This is a genomic window from Xanthobacter tagetidis, assembly GCF_003667445.1.
GTDB lineage: Bacteria > Pseudomonadota > Alphaproteobacteria > Rhizobiales > Xanthobacteraceae > Xanthobacter > Xanthobacter tagetidis.
On the sequence record NZ_RCTF01000020.1, the window covers coordinates 1 to 18,834 of the forward strand.

Annotated in this window: 19 protein-coding genes and 1 pseudogene; 3 read left to right on the forward strand and 17 right to left on the reverse strand. The window is 70.0% G+C overall.

Going from position 1 to position 18,834, the window contains the following annotated elements:
* The 5 genes and pseudogenes from D9R14_RS19055 to D9R14_RS19075 form a co-directional block, all read right to left on the reverse strand.
* Positions 1-316, reverse strand: a pseudogene (locus D9R14_RS19055) (dihydroorotase); the annotation flags it as partial.
* Positions 317-333: 17 nt separating this feature from the next.
* Complete coding sequence (locus tag D9R14_RS19060) at positions 334-1,062, reverse strand: ABC transporter ATP-binding protein (protein WP_121624943.1); 729 nt, start codon at positions 1,060-1,062, stop codon at positions 334-336.
* Positions 1,059-1,829 carry an ABC transporter ATP-binding protein gene (locus D9R14_RS19065; protein WP_121624944.1) on the reverse strand — a complete coding sequence of 257 codons (771 nt, stop codon included), beginning with the start codon at positions 1,827-1,829 and terminating at the stop codon, positions 1,059-1,061. Before D9R14_RS19065 ends, D9R14_RS19060 begins: the two co-directional genes overlap by 4 nt.
* Complete coding sequence (locus D9R14_RS19070) at positions 1,816-2,787, reverse strand: branched-chain amino acid ABC transporter permease (protein WP_121624945.1); 972 nt, start codon at positions 2,785-2,787, stop codon at positions 1,816-1,818. The genes D9R14_RS19065 and D9R14_RS19070 overlap by 14 nt, the downstream gene beginning before the upstream one ends.
* Positions 2,784-3,656, reverse strand: a complete 873-nt coding sequence (locus D9R14_RS19075; RefSeq protein WP_121624946.1) for a branched-chain amino acid ABC transporter permease — start codon at positions 3,654-3,656, stop codon at positions 2,784-2,786. Before D9R14_RS19075 ends, D9R14_RS19070 begins: the two co-directional genes overlap by 4 nt.
* Before the next feature lie 163 nt (positions 3,657-3,819).
* Here D9R14_RS19075 and D9R14_RS19080 point away from each other — a divergent pair, with 163 nt between their 5' ends.
* The 3 genes from D9R14_RS19080 to D9R14_RS19090 are packed head-to-tail and all read left to right on the forward strand — an operon-like array spanning position 3,820 to position 5,883.
* Complete coding sequence (locus D9R14_RS19080) at positions 3,820-4,563, forward strand: GntR family transcriptional regulator (RefSeq protein WP_170168683.1); 744 nt, start codon at positions 3,820-3,822, stop codon at positions 4,561-4,563.
* Positions 4,564-4,583: 20 nt separating this feature from the next.
* Positions 4,584-4,922 (forward strand): hypothetical protein, encoded by a 339-nt coding sequence (locus D9R14_RS19085; protein ID WP_121624948.1) that lies wholly within the window; start codon positions 4,584-4,586, stop codon positions 4,920-4,922.
* Positions 4,915-5,883 carry a CobW family GTP-binding protein gene (locus tag D9R14_RS19090; protein WP_170168684.1) on the forward strand — a complete coding sequence of 323 codons (969 nt, stop codon included), beginning with the start codon at positions 4,915-4,917 and terminating at the stop codon, positions 5,881-5,883. Before D9R14_RS19085 ends, D9R14_RS19090 begins: the two co-directional genes overlap by 8 nt.
* Positions 5,884-5,929: 46 nt before the next feature.
* Here the strand turns inward: D9R14_RS19090 and D9R14_RS19095 are convergent, their stop codons facing one another.
* From D9R14_RS19095 to D9R14_RS19150, 12 genes are all read right to left on the reverse strand, one after another.
* Complete coding sequence (locus D9R14_RS19095; RefSeq protein ID WP_121624950.1) at positions 5,930-6,853, reverse strand: DMT family transporter; 924 nt, start codon at positions 6,851-6,853, stop codon at positions 5,930-5,932.
* A gap of 145 nt (positions 6,854-6,998) precedes the next feature.
* Entirely contained in the window at positions 6,999-8,168 is a 1,170-nt protein-coding gene (locus tag D9R14_RS19100; RefSeq protein ID WP_121624951.1) for an NADH:flavin oxidoreductase/NADH oxidase, read from the reverse strand.
* Between the two features lie 20 nt (positions 8,169-8,188).
* On the reverse strand, positions 8,189-9,010 hold the full coding sequence (locus D9R14_RS19105; protein ID WP_121624952.1) for an enoyl-CoA hydratase/isomerase family protein: 822 nt from the start codon (positions 9,008-9,010) through the stop codon (positions 8,189-8,191).
* 25 nt (positions 9,011-9,035) lie between these two features.
* Positions 9,036-10,229 (reverse strand): MFS transporter, encoded by a 1,194-nt coding sequence (locus tag D9R14_RS19110; protein ID WP_121624953.1) that lies wholly within the window; start codon positions 10,227-10,229, stop codon positions 9,036-9,038.
* Between the two features lie 103 nt (positions 10,230-10,332).
* Positions 10,333-11,535 (reverse strand): ABC transporter substrate-binding protein, encoded by a 1,203-nt coding sequence (locus tag D9R14_RS19115; protein WP_121624954.1) that lies wholly within the window; start codon positions 11,533-11,535, stop codon positions 10,333-10,335.
* A 33-nt stretch (positions 11,536-11,568) separates the two neighbouring features.
* A complete protein-coding gene (locus tag D9R14_RS19120) occupies positions 11,569-12,408 on the reverse strand; it encodes a GntR family transcriptional regulator (protein WP_121624955.1) in 840 nt (279 codons plus the stop codon).
* 27 nt (positions 12,409-12,435) lie between these two features.
* Complete coding sequence (locus D9R14_RS19125; protein ID WP_281042025.1) at positions 12,436-14,574, reverse strand: acetate--CoA ligase family protein; 2,139 nt, start codon at positions 14,572-14,574, stop codon at positions 12,436-12,438.
* A complete protein-coding gene (locus D9R14_RS19130) occupies positions 14,564-15,325 on the reverse strand; it encodes an enoyl-CoA hydratase/isomerase family protein (RefSeq protein ID WP_121624957.1) in 762 nt (253 codons plus the stop codon). Before D9R14_RS19130 ends, D9R14_RS19125 begins: the two co-directional genes overlap by 11 nt.
* Positions 15,326-15,328: 3 nt before the next feature.
* Positions 15,329-16,036 carry an ABC transporter ATP-binding protein gene (locus tag D9R14_RS19135; protein ID WP_121624958.1) on the reverse strand — a complete coding sequence of 236 codons (708 nt, stop codon included), beginning with the start codon at positions 16,034-16,036 and terminating at the stop codon, positions 15,329-15,331.
* A complete protein-coding gene (locus D9R14_RS19140; protein ID WP_121624959.1) occupies positions 16,033-16,785 on the reverse strand; it encodes an ABC transporter ATP-binding protein in 753 nt (250 codons plus the stop codon). Before D9R14_RS19140 ends, D9R14_RS19135 begins: the two co-directional genes overlap by 4 nt.
* A gap of 5 nt (positions 16,786-16,790) precedes the next feature.
* Positions 16,791-17,786 (reverse strand): branched-chain amino acid ABC transporter permease, encoded by a 996-nt coding sequence (locus D9R14_RS19145; protein WP_121624960.1) that lies wholly within the window; start codon positions 17,784-17,786, stop codon positions 16,791-16,793.
* Positions 17,783-18,649, reverse strand: coding sequence for a branched-chain amino acid ABC transporter permease (locus D9R14_RS19150; RefSeq protein WP_121624961.1), 867 nt, complete (start codon positions 18,647-18,649; stop codon positions 17,783-17,785). The genes D9R14_RS19145 and D9R14_RS19150 overlap by 4 nt, the downstream gene beginning before the upstream one ends.
* Between the last annotated feature and the right edge of the window lie 185 nt (positions 18,650-18,834).

Sequence of the window (18,834 nt, forward strand, 5' to 3'; positions counted from 1 at the left end):
AATCGTCGAGCGTGGTGGGGTGGGGCGTGTTGTTGGTCATGTCGATGCACATGGTCACGCCGCCGACCGCCGCCGCCGCCGAGCCGGTCTGGAAGTCTTCCTTGTAGGTGTGCCCCGGCTCGCGGAAGTGGCAGTGGACGTGCCAGATGCCCGGCAGCACGTCCCGTCCGGCGGCGTCGATGCGCTCCGCCGCCGCCTCGAACGGCCCGCCAATGGCCGCGATCCTGCCCTCCAGCACCGCGATGTCCGCCCGGTACGACGACGTCGGCGTGTGGATCGTGCCGTTTTCGATCACGAGGTCATAGGGTCGGGACACGTCACGCTCTCCGCACGTCAGTTGAGGCCAAGATAGGCGGCGCGGATATCCTCGCGCCTCAGGAGTTCATCGGCCGGGCCGTCGATGGTGATCCGCCCGGTGTCCAGCACGTAGCCGCGGGTGGCGATCTCCAGCGCGAGGCCCACGTCCTGCTCCACCAGCAGGATGGTGATGCCCCGCTCGCGGTTCACCTGCCGCACCGCCTCGGCGATGCGCTCGACGATCACCGGGGCGAGGCCGAGCGACATCTCGTCGATCAGCAGGAGGCTGGGGCGCGCCATCAGCGCCCGGCCGATGGCGCACATCTGCTGCTCGCCGCCGGACAGGAGGCCGGCCAGCCGGTCCTCCAGCCGCACCAATTCCGGAAACAGCTGGAACACCAGCGCCAGATCGTCGTCCTCGCCCTCGCGGGTCGCCCGCGCGGTCGCGCCGAGCTTGAGGTTCTGGCGCACCGTGAGGCCGGCGAACAGGCGCCGGCCCTCGGGAACCATGGCGATGCCGCGCCGGGCGCGCTCGTAGGGCTTCAGGGGCTTCAGGTCCGTGCCGGCGAAGCGCATGGTGCCGCCGCGCGCCGCCACGAGGCCGGTGAGCGCCCGCAGAAGCGTGGTCTTGCCGGCGCCGTTGGCACCCACGAGGGCGACGATCTCGCCCTGTGCCATGTCGAAGCTCACGTCCCACAATACCCGGCTGTCGCCATAGGCGACGGCGAGGCCGTTCACCGCCAGAAGGCTGGTCGCGGCGCTCATGCGGCGCCTCCCGCGGCCGGCTGAGCGGAGGCGTGCGCCTTCGCGAAGCGCTGACCGAGATAGGCCTCCACCACCTTGGCGTCGGACACCACCTCGCCCGGCGCGCCCTCGGCGAGCTTGGCGCCGAAATTCAGCACCATGATGCGGTCGCACAAGGCCAGCACAGCCTTCATCACGTGCTCGATGATGACGACTGTCAGTCCCGCTTGCTTCAAGCTTTTGACGAGGTCGATCATGCGCTCGATCTCGGTATGGTTGAGGCCCGCCATCACCTCGTCGAACAGGATGATGCGCGGACCCATGGCGAGGGCGCGCGCCACCTCCAGCCGCTTGCGGTCGGCCAGCGTCAGCTGGGGCGGCATCAGCTCCGCCTTCGGCGCGAGGCCGGTGCGCTCCAGCGCCGCGTCGGCCGCGGCCAGCCACTCGGCGCGGGTGCGCAGGCGGGCGTGGCCGAACATCGCGCCGATCGCCACGTTCTCGCGCACGTTCATGGCCTTGAACGGCTGTACGATCTGGAACGTGCGGGCGATGCCGAGGCGGGAGAGGCGATGCGGCCTGAGACCGGTCACGTCCGCACCGTCGAAGCGGATGGAGCCACCGTCCAGCCGATAGACGGCGGAGATGGCGTTGAGGAGCGTGGTCTTGCCGGCGCCGTTCGGGCCGATCACGCCGAAGATCTCGCCCGCCTCCACGTGGAACGAGACGCCGGCGAGCGCCTTCACGCCGCCGAAGCGGATTTCCAGGTCGCTTGCCTCAAGCAGCGCCATGGCGCGACCTCCAGCGCTGGATCAGGGTGCGGCCGGCCACCAGCATGCCGTTGGGGGCGACCAGGCAGATGGCGACGATCAGCACGCCGAAGACGATCTGATGCGCGGTGACGAAGCCGCCCCACACCAGGGTCGACAGGAATTCCAGCACGAAGGCGCCGAGCACCGGCCCGACCACCGTTCCCATGCCGCCGAGGATCAGCATCATGTAGGCCTTCACGCCGATGGCGGGATCGAAGGCGCTGGCCGGCTCGATGAAGGTGATCCAATAGGCCCATACGCCGCCGGCAAATCCGGTGATGCCGGCGGAGATGGCCCAGGCGGCGACCTTGCTGGCGGTGGTGTCGATGCCCATGACACCCGCGGCGCGCTCGCCGTCGCGGATCGCCCTGAGCGCATAGCCGAACGGGCGGGTGAGGATGAAGGCGACCAGCAGCGTCGAGACCACCATTCCGGCCAGCATGACAAGGTAGATGGCGCGGTAGAGCGGGCCGGGCGGCAGATCGGAGAGTGGCAGCGGCAGGCCCTGCGCGCCTCCGGTGATGCCTCCCACCTGGATCACCAGCTGGATCGCGGCGAGGTTGAGCGCGACCGTGGCGATGGCGAAGTAGTGGCCCCGCAGGCGCAAAATGGGCCAGCCGATCACGCCCGCGACCGCGGCGGAGACCGCCACCGCCGCGACCAGCGCCAGCGGGAACGGCAGGCCGAGCGTCATGGCGACACCGCAGCCATAGGCCCCGAAGCCGAAGAACACCGCATTGCCGAAGGCGTGGTAGCCGGCGAGGCCGACGATCACGTTCAGGCCCTGGGTGACGATGGCGTACATAAACACCGTCGTCAGCACGCGGAGCCAATAATTGTTCAGCACCAGCGGCGCGGCGGCGAGCAGGGCGACGCCCACGATGGCGAGCGCCCAGAGGACCAGCGCGCGGCGCCGGATGCGCGGAGCCGGGCTCATGCGTGCTCCCCGAAGAAGGCGCGACCGAACAGGCCCTGCGGGCGCAGCACCAGCACCAGGAGGAACAGCGCGAAGCCGACGATCTCCTGGTAGTTGGCGCCGAGATAGTAGCCTGACCAGGCCTGGACCAAGCCGTAGATGAAACCGGCGACGATGCAGCCCTCCACCGACCCGATCCCGCCGAGAACGGTGATGACGAACACCGCGCTGAGGAAGGTGAGGCCCATGCCGGGCATGATCGGAAACAGCATGGAGGCCAGCGAGCCGGTGGCACCGGCGAGCGCCGCTCCGGCGCCGGCCGTGAGCGCGTAGATGCGCTCGGGATTGATGCCCATGAGCGCGGCCACCTCCCGGTCGAGGGCCGTGGCGAGGATCATCTGTCCGGCACGGGTGAAGCGAAGGAAGGCGTAGAAGGCGATGCCGAGCGCGATCGAGAAGCCCGCCGCCACCAGCCGCACCACCGGGATGAGGACGCCGAACAGCTCGATCGAGCTGGCGGCGTACGACGCATTCACCGATCGCACGTCCGAGGTGAAGGCGTTGGAGACGGCGTCCACCATCACCAGCTCGATGCCGAAGGTGACCACCAGGGACAGAAGCAGGCTGGTGCGGATGATCTGGTTCAGGATCAGGACCTGAAGCACGTAGCCCAGCGCGAACATCGCCGCCATCGAGATCGGGATGGAGGCGATGGGATCGAGGCCGACCCAGTGATAGAGCCCGTAAGTGGTGTAGGCGCCCAGCATGATGAAGCCGGTGTGGGCGAGATTGATCACCCCCATCACCCCCCAGACCATGGAGAAGCCGATGGTCGCAATGCCGTACAATCCACCCAGCAGCAGCCCGTTAGTGGTCGCCTGCCAAAGCACGTTATTCCCTCCAAAGCGTTGAGAGTGCTTATTTTATGCTGGACAAACTACGGTAATTATGCATAGTTTATGCAAACTAAATCGGATCGTGCAACACCTCATGTCTGAACGCAGCGCACAAAGAAGACGCAGTGCTGGCGCCGAAGCCGGCACGGGGCGGAAAGTGGCTGGCCCGAAAGGCGGGATTTCCAAGGGCGGATCGAGCGAATTCGCCTATCAGGTGATCCGCGGCGAGATCGTCTCGCTCGCGCTCGCGCCGGGCAGCGACCTCGACGAGGCGGCGCTGGTCGCCCGCCTCGGCCTATCGCGCACGCCGCTGAGGGAGGCGGTGGTGCGCCTCGCCGGCGAGGGGCTGGTGCAGATCCTGCCGAACCGGGGTGCCCGGGTCGCCCCCATGGGCTGGAACGACATCCGAGAGCACCTGGAAGCCTTCGACCTCTCCCAGCGCCTCGTCACCCGCTGGGCCGCGCTGCGCCGGACCGAGGGGCAGATCGCCCAGATCGAGTCCGAATGCCGCGGCTTCGAGACCGCGGCGCAGAAGCGCGACAGCGAGGCCATGCTGGAGATCAACTGGCGGTTCCACGCGGCGATCGCCGCCTGCTGCCGCAACACGGTGATCGAGCGCTTCTACCTGCAATTGCTGACCACCAATCTGCGCATCTCCCGCCTCGCCATGACCTATGACTGCTTCCCGACCGAAGAGTCCTACGGGCTGCATGTGGGCAACATCCTGCGCGAGCACCGCGAGATGGTGGAGGCGATCCGCGCCCGCGACGGCGACCGGGCCGATGCGCTCGGCAGTTCGCATGCCGGGCTCGCCCGCAAGCGCGTGTCCGAGTGCCTCACCCAGAGCATGCTTTCGGACATGGAATTGCCGCTCGGCGGCGTGCCGGACAGTTTAGGCTGAGCCGAGAGAGGACGTCCGCCATGTGCGAGGTATGCGCGATCTTCGGCGCCGGCGAGCATTGGAGCGACTTCGCGCGCCAGCGCGACACGCGGTTTCCGTTCGCCGACATCCTGCACTATCGGGCAGAGCGCAAGCGGCGCATCGCCATGCTCAATGCCCTGCTCGTCCCTCTCGGCCTCCTGTGCGAGGACTGGGATGGGGAGGCGCTTGCCCTCACGGACGCGCGCGGGCGCACCCGCATCGCGCCGACGCTCGCCGACGTGTGGCCGGTGGCGGAGGGATTGTCCGGCGCCCGCGTCGACCCGCTTGCGGACGCCTTCTTCGCGCCGTCTTGCGAGATGGAGCGGACCGATGGATGAGCGCCTGCCCCTGATCGTCGTCACCGGCTTTCTCGGCAGCGGCAAGACCACCCTCATCCGCCGCTTCGTGGAGACCCCGGAAGGGGCCGATTCCGGCATCGTCGTCAACGAGTTCGGCGAGGCCGGCGTCGATCACAGGCTGCTGGTTCACGCCAGCGAGGCGGTGGAGCTGATCGACGGCGGCTGCCTGTGCTGCGCCCGCCGCGCCGACGTCGCCAAGGCGCTGCACGACCTCGTGCGCATGGCCAAGACCAAAGGCGGCTTCAGTCGGGCCATCCTGGAGACGTCGGGCCTCGCCGATCCGGCGCCGGTGATCGCGACCCTTGCGCGCGACCCCTGGCTGAAGGCCCATGTGCGCCTCGCCTCCGTGGTCGCGGTGGTGGACGCCGTGGCGGGCATCGGCAACCTGGAGCGCCGGCCCGAGGCGCGGCGGCAGGTTGCCATCGCCGACACGGTGGTGCTCACCAAAGGGGACCTGCGCGCCGCCCAGCCCCGCGCCGCCCTTGAGGCCGCGATCCGGGCGGTCTCGCCCGACGCCCGCATCCTCGATTCGCAGGACGAGAACTTCCGTCCGCGCGATGTCCTTGGCGGCACGGAAAGCTTCGCCGCCCCGCCCTCGCCCTTCCTGGCGGACGCGCCCGAGCACGAGGCCGACGTCGCCTCGTTCACCCTGCCGCTGGACGGCCGGGTGGACTGGCCGGCCTTCACCGTCTGGCTCTCGGCGCTGCTGCATGCCCACGGCGACCGGATCCTGAGGGTGAAGGGGCTGTTGCGCACCACATCCTCGGACCAGCCGCTGGCCATTCACGGCGTGCAGCACGTGATGCACCCGCCGACCCACCTCTCGGGCGCGGAGGCCGGCCCGTCATTCCTGGTGTTTATCGCGTCGGGGATCCGCAAGGCCGAGATCGAGCGCAGCCTGGGCCGCGCGCTCCGGCATCTGACGATGGCGTCGGCCTGAAGGCGCCCTCTTCGGCGCTTCGACGGGCGCGCGGCGGCGGATCGGGTCACTCCGGTTCCGTCGGGTGCGCGCCGGGCGTGCGCGATTTCGCAGGCGCGGAGAGGCCTTTGAGCGCCAAGGCGACGCCGGTCAAAGTCAGCGCCAAGGCGCCGCCCTCGCGCAGGCCGAACGGGTCGCCGAGAATGGCGGCCGCGGAGAGAGTTCCGAGCAGAGGGACCAGCAGCATGGTGATGGTCGCGATGCCGGTCGGCAGCCGCCGCAGCGCCCCGAACCAGGTCAGATAGCACAGGCCCATGGGCACCAGCGTCATATAGGCAAGGCTCGCGGCCGCAACGCCGGTCAAGGCGTCGAGCTGCGGATGCTCGAACACGAGGCCGAGCACGATCATGGGCGCGCAGCCGACCCCCACCACCCATGCGGTCTGCGCCAGCGGCGCCAGCGGCAGCGGCTTGGGGTTCGCCACCGTGCCCCACGCGAACAGCACAGCCGCCGCCAGCGCGAGGCCGACGCCGAGCATCTGGTCCCTGCCCGCCAGGCTGTGCTGTCCGCTCAGGAGCAGGACGACGCCGGCGATCGCCAGGGCCAGCGCGACGAGCGCCCGCAGGCCCGGCCGTTCTCCGCGCAGGGGCCACGCCAGCAGCATGGCCCAGATCGGCATCGAGTAGACCAGCAGGGCGGCCTCCGCGACGCTGATGAGGTTCAGGCTCACGGTCGCGAAGCCCATCCAGGCGAACACGCTGGTGAACGCCGTCAGCCCGAGTTGCGGCCAGATGCTTCTCGGGACATGCAGGCTCTCGCCCCGGCTGAGCGCCAGCAGGCCGAGCAGAAGGGCGGCTCCGACGCCGGCGACCCCGCGCGCGAAGAAGGCCGGCCAGACCTGCAGCAGGAACTTGATCGTCGGCCAGTTCAGGGCCCAGCCGATCGCCGTGATGAGCAGGAACGCCACGCCCCACAACCGGGCACGATCCATTGCGGGGCCTCCCGGAATTGCGGCGCGGCCGGTGCGCGCCTCGCCGCCCGGGGCACCCTATGATCCGAACCGCGCCATGGATGCAAGCGCGTTCGCGCCGCGGGTCGACCGGCGCAGGTCTCGCCCCGCCGCCCGCCGCGCCGGCTCAGCCGCCCGTGACCGGCGCTCCGGTCGGTCCGTAGCCGATGCGCGCGAGGCCCGTGGCGCGCTTGGCGAGCCACCACCCCGCATTGGTCGGCCAGCTCTCGAAGGCGGGATCGAGGCCGAGCGCCTGGGCCGCGTGGCGCGGCCAGTAGGGATCGTAGAGCGCCTGGCGGGCGAGGGCGACGAGATCGGCATCGCCGGCGCCGAGGACCGCCTCCGCCTGGTGCGCGTCGAGGATCAGCCCCACGGCGGCGGTGGCGATGCCGGCGCCCTGGCGGATCGCCCGCGCATAGGGCACCTGGTAGCCCAGCTGCCGGTTGGTGTTCTCGATGGCGGTGGATTCCCTGAGGCCGCCGGACGAGCAGTCGATCACGTCGACGCCGCGCGCCTTCAGCTCGCGCGCCAGGATCACCGAATCCTCGATCTGCCAGCCCTGCGGGTGGCCGTCGACGCTGGAGATGCGGAACATCAACGGCTTGTGCGCCGGCCACCGCCCGCGCACCGCCTGCGCCACCTCCAAGGCGAAGCGCATGCGGCCGGCAAGGTCGCCGCCATAGGCGTCGTTGCGGGTGTTGATGACGGGCGAAAGGAAGCTGGCGATGAGATAGCCGTGCCCGCCATGAATCTCGACGAGGTCGAAGCCGGCCGCGTCCGCCCGGGCGGCGGCGGTGGCATAGGCTTCGAGCACCGCCGCGATGCCGTCCGGCCCGAGCGCCCGCGGCACGGCGTGGCCCGGCCCGAGCGCCTCGGCGGTCGGGCTCACCACCGCCCAGGGCGGCTCGCCGTTGCGGGCGTCCGCGTCGGTGAGCGGCCCGCCGTCCCAGGGCCGGCGCGACGAACCCTTGCGCCCGGAATGGCCGAGCTGGATCGCCGCCAGAGCCCCCGCGCTCCGCAGGAACCCGGTCACGCGCCTGAGGCCGTCGATATGGTCGTCGGACCAGATGCCGAGGTCGCCGGGGGCGATCCGGCCTTCGGGCGTGATGGCGGTCGCCTCGGTCGTGACGATGCCGAACCCGCCGAGGGCGAACTTGCCGAGATGGACCAGCAGCCCGTCGTCGGCGAAGCCGTCCTTGGCCACATGCTGGTTCATCGCCGACAGCATGGTGCGGTTGCGGGCGGTCACGCCGCGCAAGGCGAGCGGCGTGAACAAAGCGGGCAGGGTCTCGCTCATGGCGCGCCTCCGGTCGTGGCTCAGGCCGGCTGCGAAAGGCGTGCTTCGCGCCAGGCCAGCGCCTTGCCGAGGCCCTGCTCGCGCACCACCTTCATGAAGCCGCGCTTGAGGTCGGTGCCCTCGGCCTCGATCAGGAGGTCGATCTCCAGCGCCTGGCGCAGGGCCGCCTGCATGCCCATCAGTTCGTAGGTGCGGTTGATCGCCATCTTGGTGCGCTTCATCACCATCGGGTCCATGCGGGCGAGCTTGCCCGCGAGCGCCAGCGCCTCGTCCATGAGCCTGTCGGGCGCGACCACCTGGTTGATGAGCCCCCATTCCAGCGCCTGCCGGGCGGGGATCGCGTCCTCGCCGGTATAGATCACGCCGCGCGCGACCTTGGGCGTCACGTACCAGGGCAGGATCATGGCGACGATGCCGGCGCCGAACTTCAGCTCCGGCTCGCCGAAGGTGGCGCCTTCCACGGCGATGGCGAGGTCGCACGCCATCATCAGCTCGAAGCCGCCCGCCAGCGCCGGGCCGTTGACCGCCGCGACCGACGGCTTCGCGAGGTTCCAGAACGACATGATGCCCTTGAAGTCGGCCTCCAGCAGCGGCGTCCATTCGGCGACGCCGGCGGGCTGGGCTTCCGCCTGGTCCTTGAGGTCGAAGCCGGCGGAGAACGCCGCGCCCGCCCCGGTCACCACCACGCTGCGCACCGCGTCGTCGGCGCTGATCTCCGCGCAGATCTCTTCCAGCTCGCGCAGCATGTGCTGGTTCATGGCGTTGGCGCGCGTCGGACGGTTGAACGTGACGCGGCCGATGCCGGCCTCGGGCTTGTCGTAGATCAGCGTTTCCCAGCTCATGGGACTGTCCTTTCGTGGTGATCGGTTAGCGGCGGCCGCCGGCGATGCGCGCGGCCGCCGGCTGGTGGCGCAGGCGCCACATGGCGAGGACGCCGAGCGCGGGGCCGATGGCGAGCACGGCGAAAGCGTGCTCCCAGCCGAGAGCGGCGATGACGAGCGGCATCGCCTGGATGGTCAGGAAGGTGAGCAAAAAGCCCATGGAGGTCTGGATGGTCAGCATGGTGCCCACCAGATGCGGGGCGGCAAGCTCGGCGATGCAGGCGGAGAACTGCGCGGAATCCGCCACCACCGTAAGGCCCCAGACGAGCGCGACCAGGATCAGCGCGCCGGCCCCGAGCGGCGGCAGCAGGCCGATGATCGCGGCACAGGTGCCGCTCGCCGCCATGGCCCCCATGGTGACGACGGTGCGGCCGAACCGGTCGGCGAGCAGCCCGGCGGCGACGCTGCCGACCGCGCCCGAGGCGATCACCAGGAAGGTGACGATGCCGGAGTTGCCCCGAAAACCGGTCTGCGGCAGCGCCCAGGCGAGGAAGGCGCCGATCCACGCCCACATGGCGTAGAGTTCCCACATGTGGCCGAGATAGCCGGCATTGGCGAGCAGAACCGGTCTCTGCCGGAGCGCTCCGAAGGCTTCGGCGAAGCGGAAGCGGCTCGCCTGCATGTGCTTGGGGCCGAGCGAGATGGCGAGGATGCCGGCGGCCGCCACCAGCGCGCAGGCCGTGGAAACGGCGATGGTGACGCGCCAGTCGATGCCGGCGACGGCGTTGAACAGATAGGGCAGGGAGGAGCCGAGCGTGAGGGCGCCCACGAGGGTGCCGATCATCAGGCCCACCGCGCGCTCGGCCCAGGCGGCGGCCATCTTCATTCCCACCGGGTAGACGCCGGCCAGCGCCGCCCCCGTGACGAAGCGCAGCGCCACGGTGAGGGCGCTGTCGAAGCCGGCGGCGAGCAGGCAGAGATTGGCGGCGGCGCCGACCAGGGTCGCTGCCGCGAACAGGCGGCGCGGGTCGAGCCGGTCGGCAAGGCCGGTGAGGGCGCTCGCGAGCGTGCCGGCGACGAAGCCGAGCTGAACCGCGCCGGTCAGCAGGCCCGCCTGCTGGCCGGAAAGGCTGCCGGCGGCGACGAGCGCGCCGGCGGCCGCGGTGGCGGAGAACCAGAGCGTCATCCCGCAGACCTGGCAGATGACGATCATGATGATCGAGCCGGCCTTGCCAAGCATCGGGAAATCTCCGGGAGGGTTCGATTGGTCGACGCGCCCGGAGCGGGGGCCCGGGCGCGTCGGGTGCGGCTCGCCCCTGATCCGGAGCGAGCCGACACGGGTGTCAGAGGCCCTTGCAGCCGGTGTCGGCCAGCTCGACCTTCATCTGGTCCCAGGTGATCGGGTCGAGGAGCTTCCAGCCCACCTTGGCGCCGAACATCTCCTGCGGCAGGGCCACCGCCTCCGCCATGTAGGCGCCCACCATGGCCTGGTGGTCGCCCTTGCGGATCTGGATCGGCCCGACGATGGTGTCGGCCTTCGTGGCCTCCAGCGCCTTGATGATGGTGTCGGGCGCGAAGTCGCTCGACGCCTCAAGCGCGGCCAGCATGAACTGGAAGCCGGCATAGGCCTGGATCGCCTGATAGCCCGGCACCACCCCGTTGGCCGCGTGATACGCCTTCACGAAGTCGCGGATCTTCGGGTTGGTCGCCTCCTGCATCCAGGAGGCGGTGAGGCCGCCCGCCACCATGCCCACGCCGTTCTTGCCGAGCGCCTGGAGCATGGAATCGGGGATGCCCACCGGGGCCATCATCACGAAGTTGAGGCCGAAGGCGCGCGCCTGGTTCACGAACGCGGTGAGGTCGTCGCCCACCGCCAGCGCGAGATAGATCGCGTCCGCCTTGCTCGCCTGGATCTGCGAGATGGCGCTCGACCAGTCGGCGGTGCCGACCGGACGTCCCGCATCGCCGGCGATCTTGATGCCGGGGATCTTGGAGAATTCCGCCTTGTTGGAATGGCCGTAGGCGAAGTCGTGGTAGACGATGAACCAGTTCTTCGCGAGCAGATCCGGCCGCTTCTGCATCATGATGCTGATGGCCTTCGCCGACATGGCATCGTTCGGCACCGTGCGGAACAGGAAGCGGCTGCACTGCTCGCCCGTCACCGCCACCGCCTGGGCGTTGGTGGTGATGATCGGCACGTTGAGGCGCGCCGCCTGGGCGTTGACCGCGAGCGTCACGGCGCTGCTGGCGCCGCCGATCAGGATCTTCGCCTTGTCCTCCAGGACCAGCTTCTGGGCCTTGCGGACCCCGTTCGCCGGGTTGGCGGCGGTGTCCTCGATGATGATCTTGACCGGCTGGCCCTTAACCGTCGCGCCCTTGGCCGCAAGCTCGAAGCCGCGCTTCATGTCGTTGCCGAGCGGGGCGAGCGGCCCCGTGGTAGGCAGGAACACGCCGACCACCAGGTCCTCGGCGCCCGCGGCCTGCGGCAGGCCCCACGCCGCGGCGGCGAGTGCGCACGCGGCGGCGAAATAGCGAATTGTCCTCATTGGCGTCGTTCCTCCCAAGGCTTTGCCTTTTGGTCATGGCCCCGTCGAGGGCGCGCCCGGCCGGGACCGGACGCGCCGCGAACGCGGCTTCTCCTCCGTTCCGGCCCCGTCCTCGCGGGATGCCGTGACAGATTTCGCGGACTGGTGGGCGGCTGCATCCCTGCGGCGCAGGGCATCGAGCGCCGCGGCCTTGATGTCGCCGATGAGCTGGAACACGGCGATGCGCGCCGCCGTGGGATCGCCGGCGCGGATACCGTCGACGATGCCGCACCAATTGTTGCTCCAGTCCTGCCGATGGCCGGGGTTCTCGAACACCATGCGGCTGAGCGGCAGGGTCTGGCGGCCGAGGGAGAACAGGATGCGCCGCGCGATCTCGTTGCCCGAGGCTTCGGCGATGTACATGCTCGCCTGGTAGACGAGCACGATGTACTCGGAGACGTTGCCGTTCCGCGACGCTTCGAACAGCTTCTCCGTCGCCTCGTCCAGCAGGTCCTGCACGGTGTCCGAATGGCGCAGCGCCAGCTCCTCGGCGCATACGCTCATGAGCGCGGCGCGGACCGGGAAGATGTCGTTCAGGTGCTTCTCGGTGAGCCTGGTGACCGAGGCGCCCCGGCGCGAGGCCATGGTGACGAGGCCTTCGCGTTCGAGCAGGCGCAGCGCCTCGCGCACCGGCCCCCGGCTCACCTCGAAGCGTTCGGAAAGCATCACCTCGTGCAGGCGCTCCCCGGGCAGGAACGTGCCGTTGATGATCAGCTCGACGAGGCGCTCGGCGAGCTGGTCCGGCAGCGTCTTGATGGCGTCGGGGTTGGCGTCGAACAGGTTGAAGAACGTGCCCGCCACGTCCGACCTCGACCCGAACCTGCCGCTCTGCATACGGGGCTTCCTGCTCACTTTGCCCTCCTAGGGTCCGACCAGCCGCGCCTGCGCCCGCACGGCGCGCGACGTCGTCGGATACACCGAAATCCCCTGGTCCATCAGCTTCACGCGCTGGTCCCGCACGAGATCGTCCTGGTGGCGGTCGCCCGAGGTGCGCAGCGCCAGGGACATCGGCGGCCCGTCGCGCCGCGCGCGGGCGACGGAGGCGCAGATCGCCTCGACCGCGGCGATGCCGGCCTCGTCGCTCGGCATGAAGTCGAGCACCCAGCCGACCTCCACGAACACGACGATGCGGTCGATGCTCGGGTCGCTCTTCAGGGCGTTGATGATCTCCTCGAAGATGTAGCGCTCGCCGTCCTTCAGCCCCCAGACGGGAATGTCGATGGGATTGGCGACGCTGGTCCCGGGAATGCCGAAGCGGCTGAGCACCGCGCCGGTCTCGGCGCTGAGCTGCGGGATCACCAGGCCCGCCCGGGCCGCCGCGTCGGCGGTGGTCACGCTGACGCCGCCGCCGGAGCCGAACAAGGCCAGCCGGTTGCCGGGGCCGCGGCCGTGGACGTGCAGCGCGAGCAGCGTGTCCATCAGGTCGTCCATGGCGCTGACCTGGATCACGCCGGACTGGGCGAGCCCCGCCTCCCAGAGCACCCGGTCGGTGGCGAGCGCGGCAGTGTGGCTGGAAGCGGCGACCTGGCCCTGCGCGGTCGCGGCACCGCGCAGGATCACCACCGGCTTGGTCATGGTCTGGGCGATCCGGAAGAACAGGCCGGGATCACGCATGGACTCGATGTAGAAGGCGGCGATCCGGGTGTTCGGATCGTCCTGCGCGTAGAGCAGGAAATCGACCATGTCGAGGTCGGCGCAGTTGCCGCAGGACAGCGCCTTGCCGACCGGCAGGCCCCACACCTGCGCCCGCCGCACCACGTCGCCGGCATAGGTGCCGCTCTGGGAGAAGAAGGTGATGCCGCCTTCGTTCACCGGATTGTAGCGCGCCGCGCCCACCGCCATGCGGCTCTTGGCGGAGAAGGTGCCGATGCAGTTCGGCCCCACCATGCGCATGGGACCATCGGCCACCTGGTCCAGCATCGCCTGCTCCAGCGCGCCGGTGTCGCTGGAGAATTCGGAGAAGCCGGCGGTGAGCACCTGGGCCACCGTGACGCCCTTGGCGCGGCACTGGGCGAGCACGTCGGGAACGTTCCGGCTGGCGACCGCGACATAGGCGCGGTCCACCGTGCCGGGGATGTCGGCGACGGAGGGATAGGCCTTCAGGCCGCAGATCTCCAGCGCCGTCGGGTGGACCGGATAGATGTCGCCGGTGAAGCCGAACTCCACCAGGGAATTGATGAGGTGGTAGCCGAGCTTGTCCTTGGAGGCCGAGGCGCCGACGAAGGCGATCGCCTTGGGCTCGAACAGCGACCCGAGGCCGCCGAGCCGCGCGCGGCGCCGGGCGATCGCCGCGGCGACCTCGGCATCGGTGCGCGGCAGGTGGGCGTCCGCGCCCTCCACCTCGCCCGCCACCGCGTCCACGGCGATCGCGCTCGCCCCGTTGACGATGATGGGGTTGATGTCGATCTCGCCGATCGGCTCGCGCATGATGAGGCCGCTCTCGCCGCCCACCGCCAGGATGCAGCGCGCGAGCTTCTCGCGGCCGGCGGCGCCGCCATTGGTGAAATGGCCGGGGAAGGCCGCGTCCACCAGCGCCAGCGCAGCGCGCTCGTCCACCGGCGCGAAGGCGGCGATGGGCTTCGTGCGCTGCTCGACGCCGGACCCGCCGGGACCGACCAGGATCACCGGGCCGTAATCCCGGTCGAGCCGGGCGCCGATGAACACTTCGAGGCCCGGCGGCACCATCTCTTCCACCAGCACGCCGTCGATGTCGGCGTCGGGGTGCGAAGACCGGCAGGCCGCCATGATCGAGGCGAAGGCCGCCGCGGCCCCGTCCGCCTCCACCGAGAGGTGCACGCCGCCGGCGTCCACCTTGTGGACGATGTCCGAGGAGACCACCTTCAGCGCGCACGGCCGGCCCACGGCCTTGACCGCCTCCACCGCCGCCTCCGGCGAGGTCGCGAGGCGCGGCGCCGTGGTGGCGATGCCGTAGCGCGCGAGCAGTGTCTTGGATTCGATCTCCGTCTTCATCGACTGGTCTTTCGCTCGATCATTGGAAATTGGGGGAGCGCTTTTCGAGGAAGGCGCGCAGGCCCTCCTCGGCGTCCGGCCCGCTCTGGAGGCGCGCTCCCTCGGCCCATTCGAAGCTGCGCGCCGCGTCGGCGCCCTCGCGGGCATAGAGGTCGAGGCCTTTCTTGATGCCGGCCACCACCACCGCGGAATTGGCGGCGATGGCGCGAGCCAGCTCCATCGCCTTCTCAAGCGCGCCGCCCGGGGCGGTGAGGTGGTTGACGAAGCCGACCCGCAGCGCCTCCGCGGCTCCCACGCGCCGGCCGGTGGCGAGCATCTCGAAGGCAAAGCCGATGGGCATCAGCGCCGGCAGGCGGCTGACCTGCCCGCCGATCGGCAGGAGGCCGAGCCGGGCGCCGGGTGCGGCGAAGTCCGCGTTCTCGGCACAGATGCGGATGTCGCACGACAGCGCCAGGATAAGGCCGCCCGCATGGGCGACGCCGTTCACCGCCGCGATGGTGGGCGTCGCCATGCGCGCCGGCGCGGTGAAGGGCGCGTTCAGCGCCTCGTCGGCGGCGTGGTCGCGGTCGTCCAGGAGCTCGTTGAGGTCGTGGCCGCTGGAGAAGGCGCGGGTCCCCGCGCCGGTCAGCACCACGCAGCGCACCGCCGGGTCCGCCTCCGCTTCCGCCAGAAGGCGGCCCAGCCTCTCGGTCATGGCGTGGGTGAAGGCGTTGCGCCGCGGCTCGTTGTCGAACGTCAGGACGAGGATGCCGCCGTCGCGGCGGGCGAGGATGTCGGGCATGGCTCAGCTCACCGTCAGAAGGCGTTCGATCGCCGCGGGCTCGGCGAGCGCCTCGGCACGGGTGAAGGAGCGCACGATCTGGCCATTCTCCATGATGTGGAAATGGTCGCCCACGGCGAGCGCCAGCGGCAGGCTCTGCTCCACCAGGATGATGCCGATGCCGCGCCCCCGGGCGACCTCGATGGACTGTCGGATCGCCTCCACATAGGTGGGCGCGAGGCCCTCGGTGGGCTCGTCCAGCATCATGTAGCGGGGGTTCACCAGCATGGCCCGTGCGACCACCAGCATCTGCTGCTCGCCGCCGGAAAGCGTGCCGGCCTTCTGCTCCATCCGCTCGCCGAGACGGGGGAAGATCTCCACCGCCGCCGCGATGTCGAAGGCGGCGTCGCGCGGCGCCATGGCGCGCGCCACCTCCAGGTTCTCGCGCACCGAGAGGTTGGCGAACACCTTGCGGTCCTCGGGCACCAGAGTGATGCCCATCTGCGAGCGCCGGAAGGTCGGCCCGCCGAGCTCCTTGCCGTCCAGGAGGATGCGACCCTCGGTACGGTCCACGAGTCCCATGGCGGCGCGCAGCGTGGTGGTCTTGCCCATGCCGTTGAGGCCGAGCAGACAGGCGACGGAGCCGGCCTCCACCTGCATGTTCACGCCGTGCAGGATTTCGCTCTGGCCGTAGAAGGCGTGGAGGTTCTCGAAAGTGATGGCGCCGGTCATGCCGCGAAGCTCCCGTGCAGGTAGGCGCTGCGAACCGCGGCGTTGTCGCGGATCTCGTCAGGCGGCGCGTCAGCGATGACCGCGCCGTGCTGCATCACGGTGATGCGGTCGGACAGGCGCATCACCATGCCGACGTCGTGCTCCACCACCACCACCGTGAGGCCGAGCGTGTCGCGCAGCATGGTGATGAGGCTGGCGACCGTCTCGCGGTCGCCGCGCGACATGCCGGCGAGTGGCTCGTCCATGAGGATGAGGCGCGGCTTCAGCGCGAGGCCGATGGCGATGTCGAGCGCCCGCTGGAAGCCGTGGGCGAGGTCGCCCGCCTTCGCATTCGCGCGGCTGTCGAGGCCGACGCGGGCGAGGATGTCGCGCGCTTCGGCGGCCACCATCTGCGCGTCGCCCCGGCTCTGCCAGACGGCGCGACTGATGCCCTCCCGCGCGCGGATCGCCAGAGCGACGTTCTCGTCCACCGGCAGCTCTTTGAAGATGCTGGTGCGCTGGAAGGTGCGGGCGAGGCCCGCGCGCGCCAGCCGGTCCGGCGTCCAGCGGGTGATGTCGACATTGTCGAACGTCGCCGTGCCCGAATCCGGCGGGATGGCGCCGGTGATCAGGTTGAACAACGTGGTCTTGCCGGCGCCGTTCGGCCCGATAATGGAGTGGATGCTCGCCTCGGCCACCGCGAAGCGGGCGTCGTTGACCGCCTTCAGCCCGCCGAAGCTCTTGGACAGGCCTTCGACCTTGAGGATCATGGCGCTCATCTCCCCTGGCCCTGCATGCGCCGCCAAGCGTGGCCGAGCACACCGAAGATGCCGCCGGGGGCGACGATGACGATCAGGATGAACAGGCCGCCGAAATAGATCAGCCAGGCGCTGGTGAGGCTGCTGACGTAGTGCTCGGCGAAGGTGAAGACGATGCCGCCCAGAACCGGGCCGACCAGCGTGCCGACGCCGCCAAGGACGACGAACATCAGGATCTTGCCGGATTCGAACCAGGAGAGCAGGTCCGGCGAGGCCGCGCCGTTGAACAGCGCCAGCAGCGCCCCGGCCAGGGCGCCGAGCCCGGCCGACATCACGAAGGCGAGCAGCTTCAGGCCGTTGACGTCGATGCCGATGAAGCGCGCCCGCTCGGCGTTCTCCCGGATCGACAGCCAGGCCCGACCGAGCGGCGAGCGGCGGATATGGAGGCTGGCCGCGAGCGCCGCGAGCAGCACGCCGTAGAGCAGCCAGTACCAGGTCTGCGCCTGAACCACGGGCTGGCCGAGCACGGTCATGACCGGCACGCCCTGGAGCCCATCCTCGCCGCCGGTGATGTCCGAGGCGACGAACACCAGCGCAAACATGATCTGGCTCAGTGCCAGGGTAAGGATCGCGAAGGTCTTGCCGATCTGCCGCACCAGCACCGCGCCCGTGACGGCGGCCACCAGGCAGGCGGCGATCACGGTGGTGGGCACCACGATCAGCATCTCCGGCGTCACCAGCTTGGCGAGGAGGCCGGCGACATAGGCGCCGAAGCCGAACCAGGCGGCATGGCCGAAGGAGAGCAGGCCGGTATTGCCGGTGAGCAGATCCAGGCTCAGCGCCAGGATCGCGGCGATCACCGCCTGCGAGGCCAGCATCAGGAGGAAGGGCGCGCCTGTGGTCCAGAAGGGCACGAGGGCGCCCGCCACCGCCACCAGCGCGGCGCCGGCGATGAGCAGGCCGCGGCCGGAGGCGCGGCGTTCGAGGGCGGGGTTGGCAGCAAGGTCGCTCATTCCGTCCTCCCCTCTCCGAAGAAGCCGCGCGGCCACTTGATGAGCATGGCCATGACCAGCAGGAACAGCGCCATGAGGGCGAGCTGGCCGCCGAAATAGCCCTCGCCGAACACGATGATGAGGCCGACCGCATAGGCCGCGACCACCGCCCCGCGCAGGCTGCCGAGGCCGCCGAGGATCACGGTCATGAAAGCGAGGATCAGGATCTTGTCGCCGACGGTGGCGAACGCGGTGAAGATCGGCGCCCCGGCCACCCCGGCGGCGGCGGCAAGGGCCGCACTGATGCCGACCACCGAGTGCATCAGGCGGCCGCGGTCGATGCCGAGGCAGGCGCCCATCTCCGGGTCGTCATTGGCGGCCCGCACCCGGAGCCCCCAGGTGGAGTTGCGCAGGAACAGAAGCAGCGCCGCCGTAAGCGCCACCGCCAGCAGCGAGACGAAGATGCGGTAGATCGGGAGGGTGAGGCCGCCGACCGAGACGATGCCTTCCAGCTGCGACGGCACCGGCAGGATCTGCACGTTGCGCCCGCCCAGCTCGTAGAGCACGCCGGTGATGAGAAGCGCGAGGCCGAAGGTCAGGAGAAGGCTGTCCACCATCGGCCGGTGGCGGATGCGCGCCAGGATCGCCCAGTCGAGCACCACGCCGACGAGCCCGACGCCGAGCGGGGCGAGGATGAGCGTGAGCCAGAACGGCAGCCCCGCTCCGGAAAGCCAGACGCCCGCCATGGCACCCAGGCTGAACAGCGCCCCGTGCGCGAAATTCACGATGCGACCGACGCCGTAGATCAGGGTCAAACCGAGGCTGCACATGAGCAGCACGGACCCCAGGACGACGCCGTTCACTGCAAGCGAAGCCGCCAGCATATGAACCCTCCCTAGTTTTCTCGCCGCTTTGCGCGGTCTGGGAGGCGATCGTATGGATGACTTTGAGAATGTCAACAATCTAACAAATTTAAACGCGCCACCTCGCAGGACCTTCGCGGCGGCGGAGTGGATCGATGGCGGTGCGATGGGAGCGGGCGCGGCCTCGCGTCACGCGCTGCGGCTTC

Bases quoted from the DNA above. Each gene is read 5' to 3' on its own strand.
- D9R14_RS19060 (WP_121624943.1), bottom strand. From the start codon at position 1,062: ATGAGCGCCGCGACCAGCCTTCTGGCGGTGAACGGCCTCGCCGTCGCC.
- D9R14_RS19065 (WP_121624944.1), bottom strand. From the start codon at position 1,829: ATGGCGCTGCTTGAGGCAAGCGACCTGGAAATCCGCTTCGGCGGCGTG.
- D9R14_RS19070 (WP_121624945.1), bottom strand. From the start codon at position 2,787: ATGAGCCCGGCTCCGCGCATCCGGCGCCGCGCGCTGGTCCTCTGGGCG.
- D9R14_RS19085 (WP_121624948.1), top strand. From the start codon at position 4,584: ATGTGCGAGGTATGCGCGATCTTCGGCGCCGGCGAGCATTGGAGCGAC.
- D9R14_RS19090 (WP_170168684.1), top strand. From the start codon at position 4,915: ATGGATGAGCGCCTGCCCCTGATCGTCGTCACCGGCTTTCTCGGCAGC.
- D9R14_RS19095 (WP_121624950.1), bottom strand. From the start codon at position 6,853: ATGGATCGTGCCCGGTTGTGGGGCGTGGCGTTCCTGCTCATCACGGCG.
- D9R14_RS19100 (WP_121624951.1), bottom strand. From the start codon at position 8,168: ATGAGCGAGACCCTGCCCGCTTTGTTCACGCCGCTCGCCTTGCGCGGC.
- D9R14_RS19105 (WP_121624952.1), bottom strand. From the start codon at position 9,010: ATGAGCTGGGAAACGCTGATCTACGACAAGCCCGAGGCCGGCATCGGC.
- D9R14_RS19110 (WP_121624953.1), bottom strand. From the start codon at position 10,229: ATGCTTGGCAAGGCCGGCTCGATCATCATGATCGTCATCTGCCAGGTC.
- D9R14_RS19115 (WP_121624954.1), bottom strand. From the start codon at position 11,535: ATGAGGACAATTCGCTATTTCGCCGCCGCGTGCGCACTCGCCGCCGCG.
- D9R14_RS19120 (WP_121624955.1), bottom strand. From the start codon at position 12,408: ATGCAGAGCGGCAGGTTCGGGTCGAGGTCGGACGTGGCGGGCACGTTC.
- D9R14_RS19130 (WP_121624957.1), bottom strand. From the start codon at position 15,325: ATGCCCGACATCCTCGCCCGCCGCGACGGCGGCATCCTCGTCCTGACG.
- D9R14_RS19135 (WP_121624958.1), bottom strand. From the start codon at position 16,036: ATGACCGGCGCCATCACTTTCGAGAACCTCCACGCCTTCTACGGCCAG.
- D9R14_RS19140 (WP_121624959.1), bottom strand. From the start codon at position 16,785: ATGATCCTCAAGGTCGAAGGCCTGTCCAAGAGCTTCGGCGGGCTGAAG.
- D9R14_RS19145 (WP_121624960.1), bottom strand. From the start codon at position 17,786: ATGAGCGACCTTGCTGCCAACCCCGCCCTCGAACGCCGCGCCTCCGGC.
- D9R14_RS19150 (WP_121624961.1), bottom strand. From the start codon at position 18,649: ATGCTGGCGGCTTCGCTTGCAGTGAACGGCGTCGTCCTGGGGTCCGTG.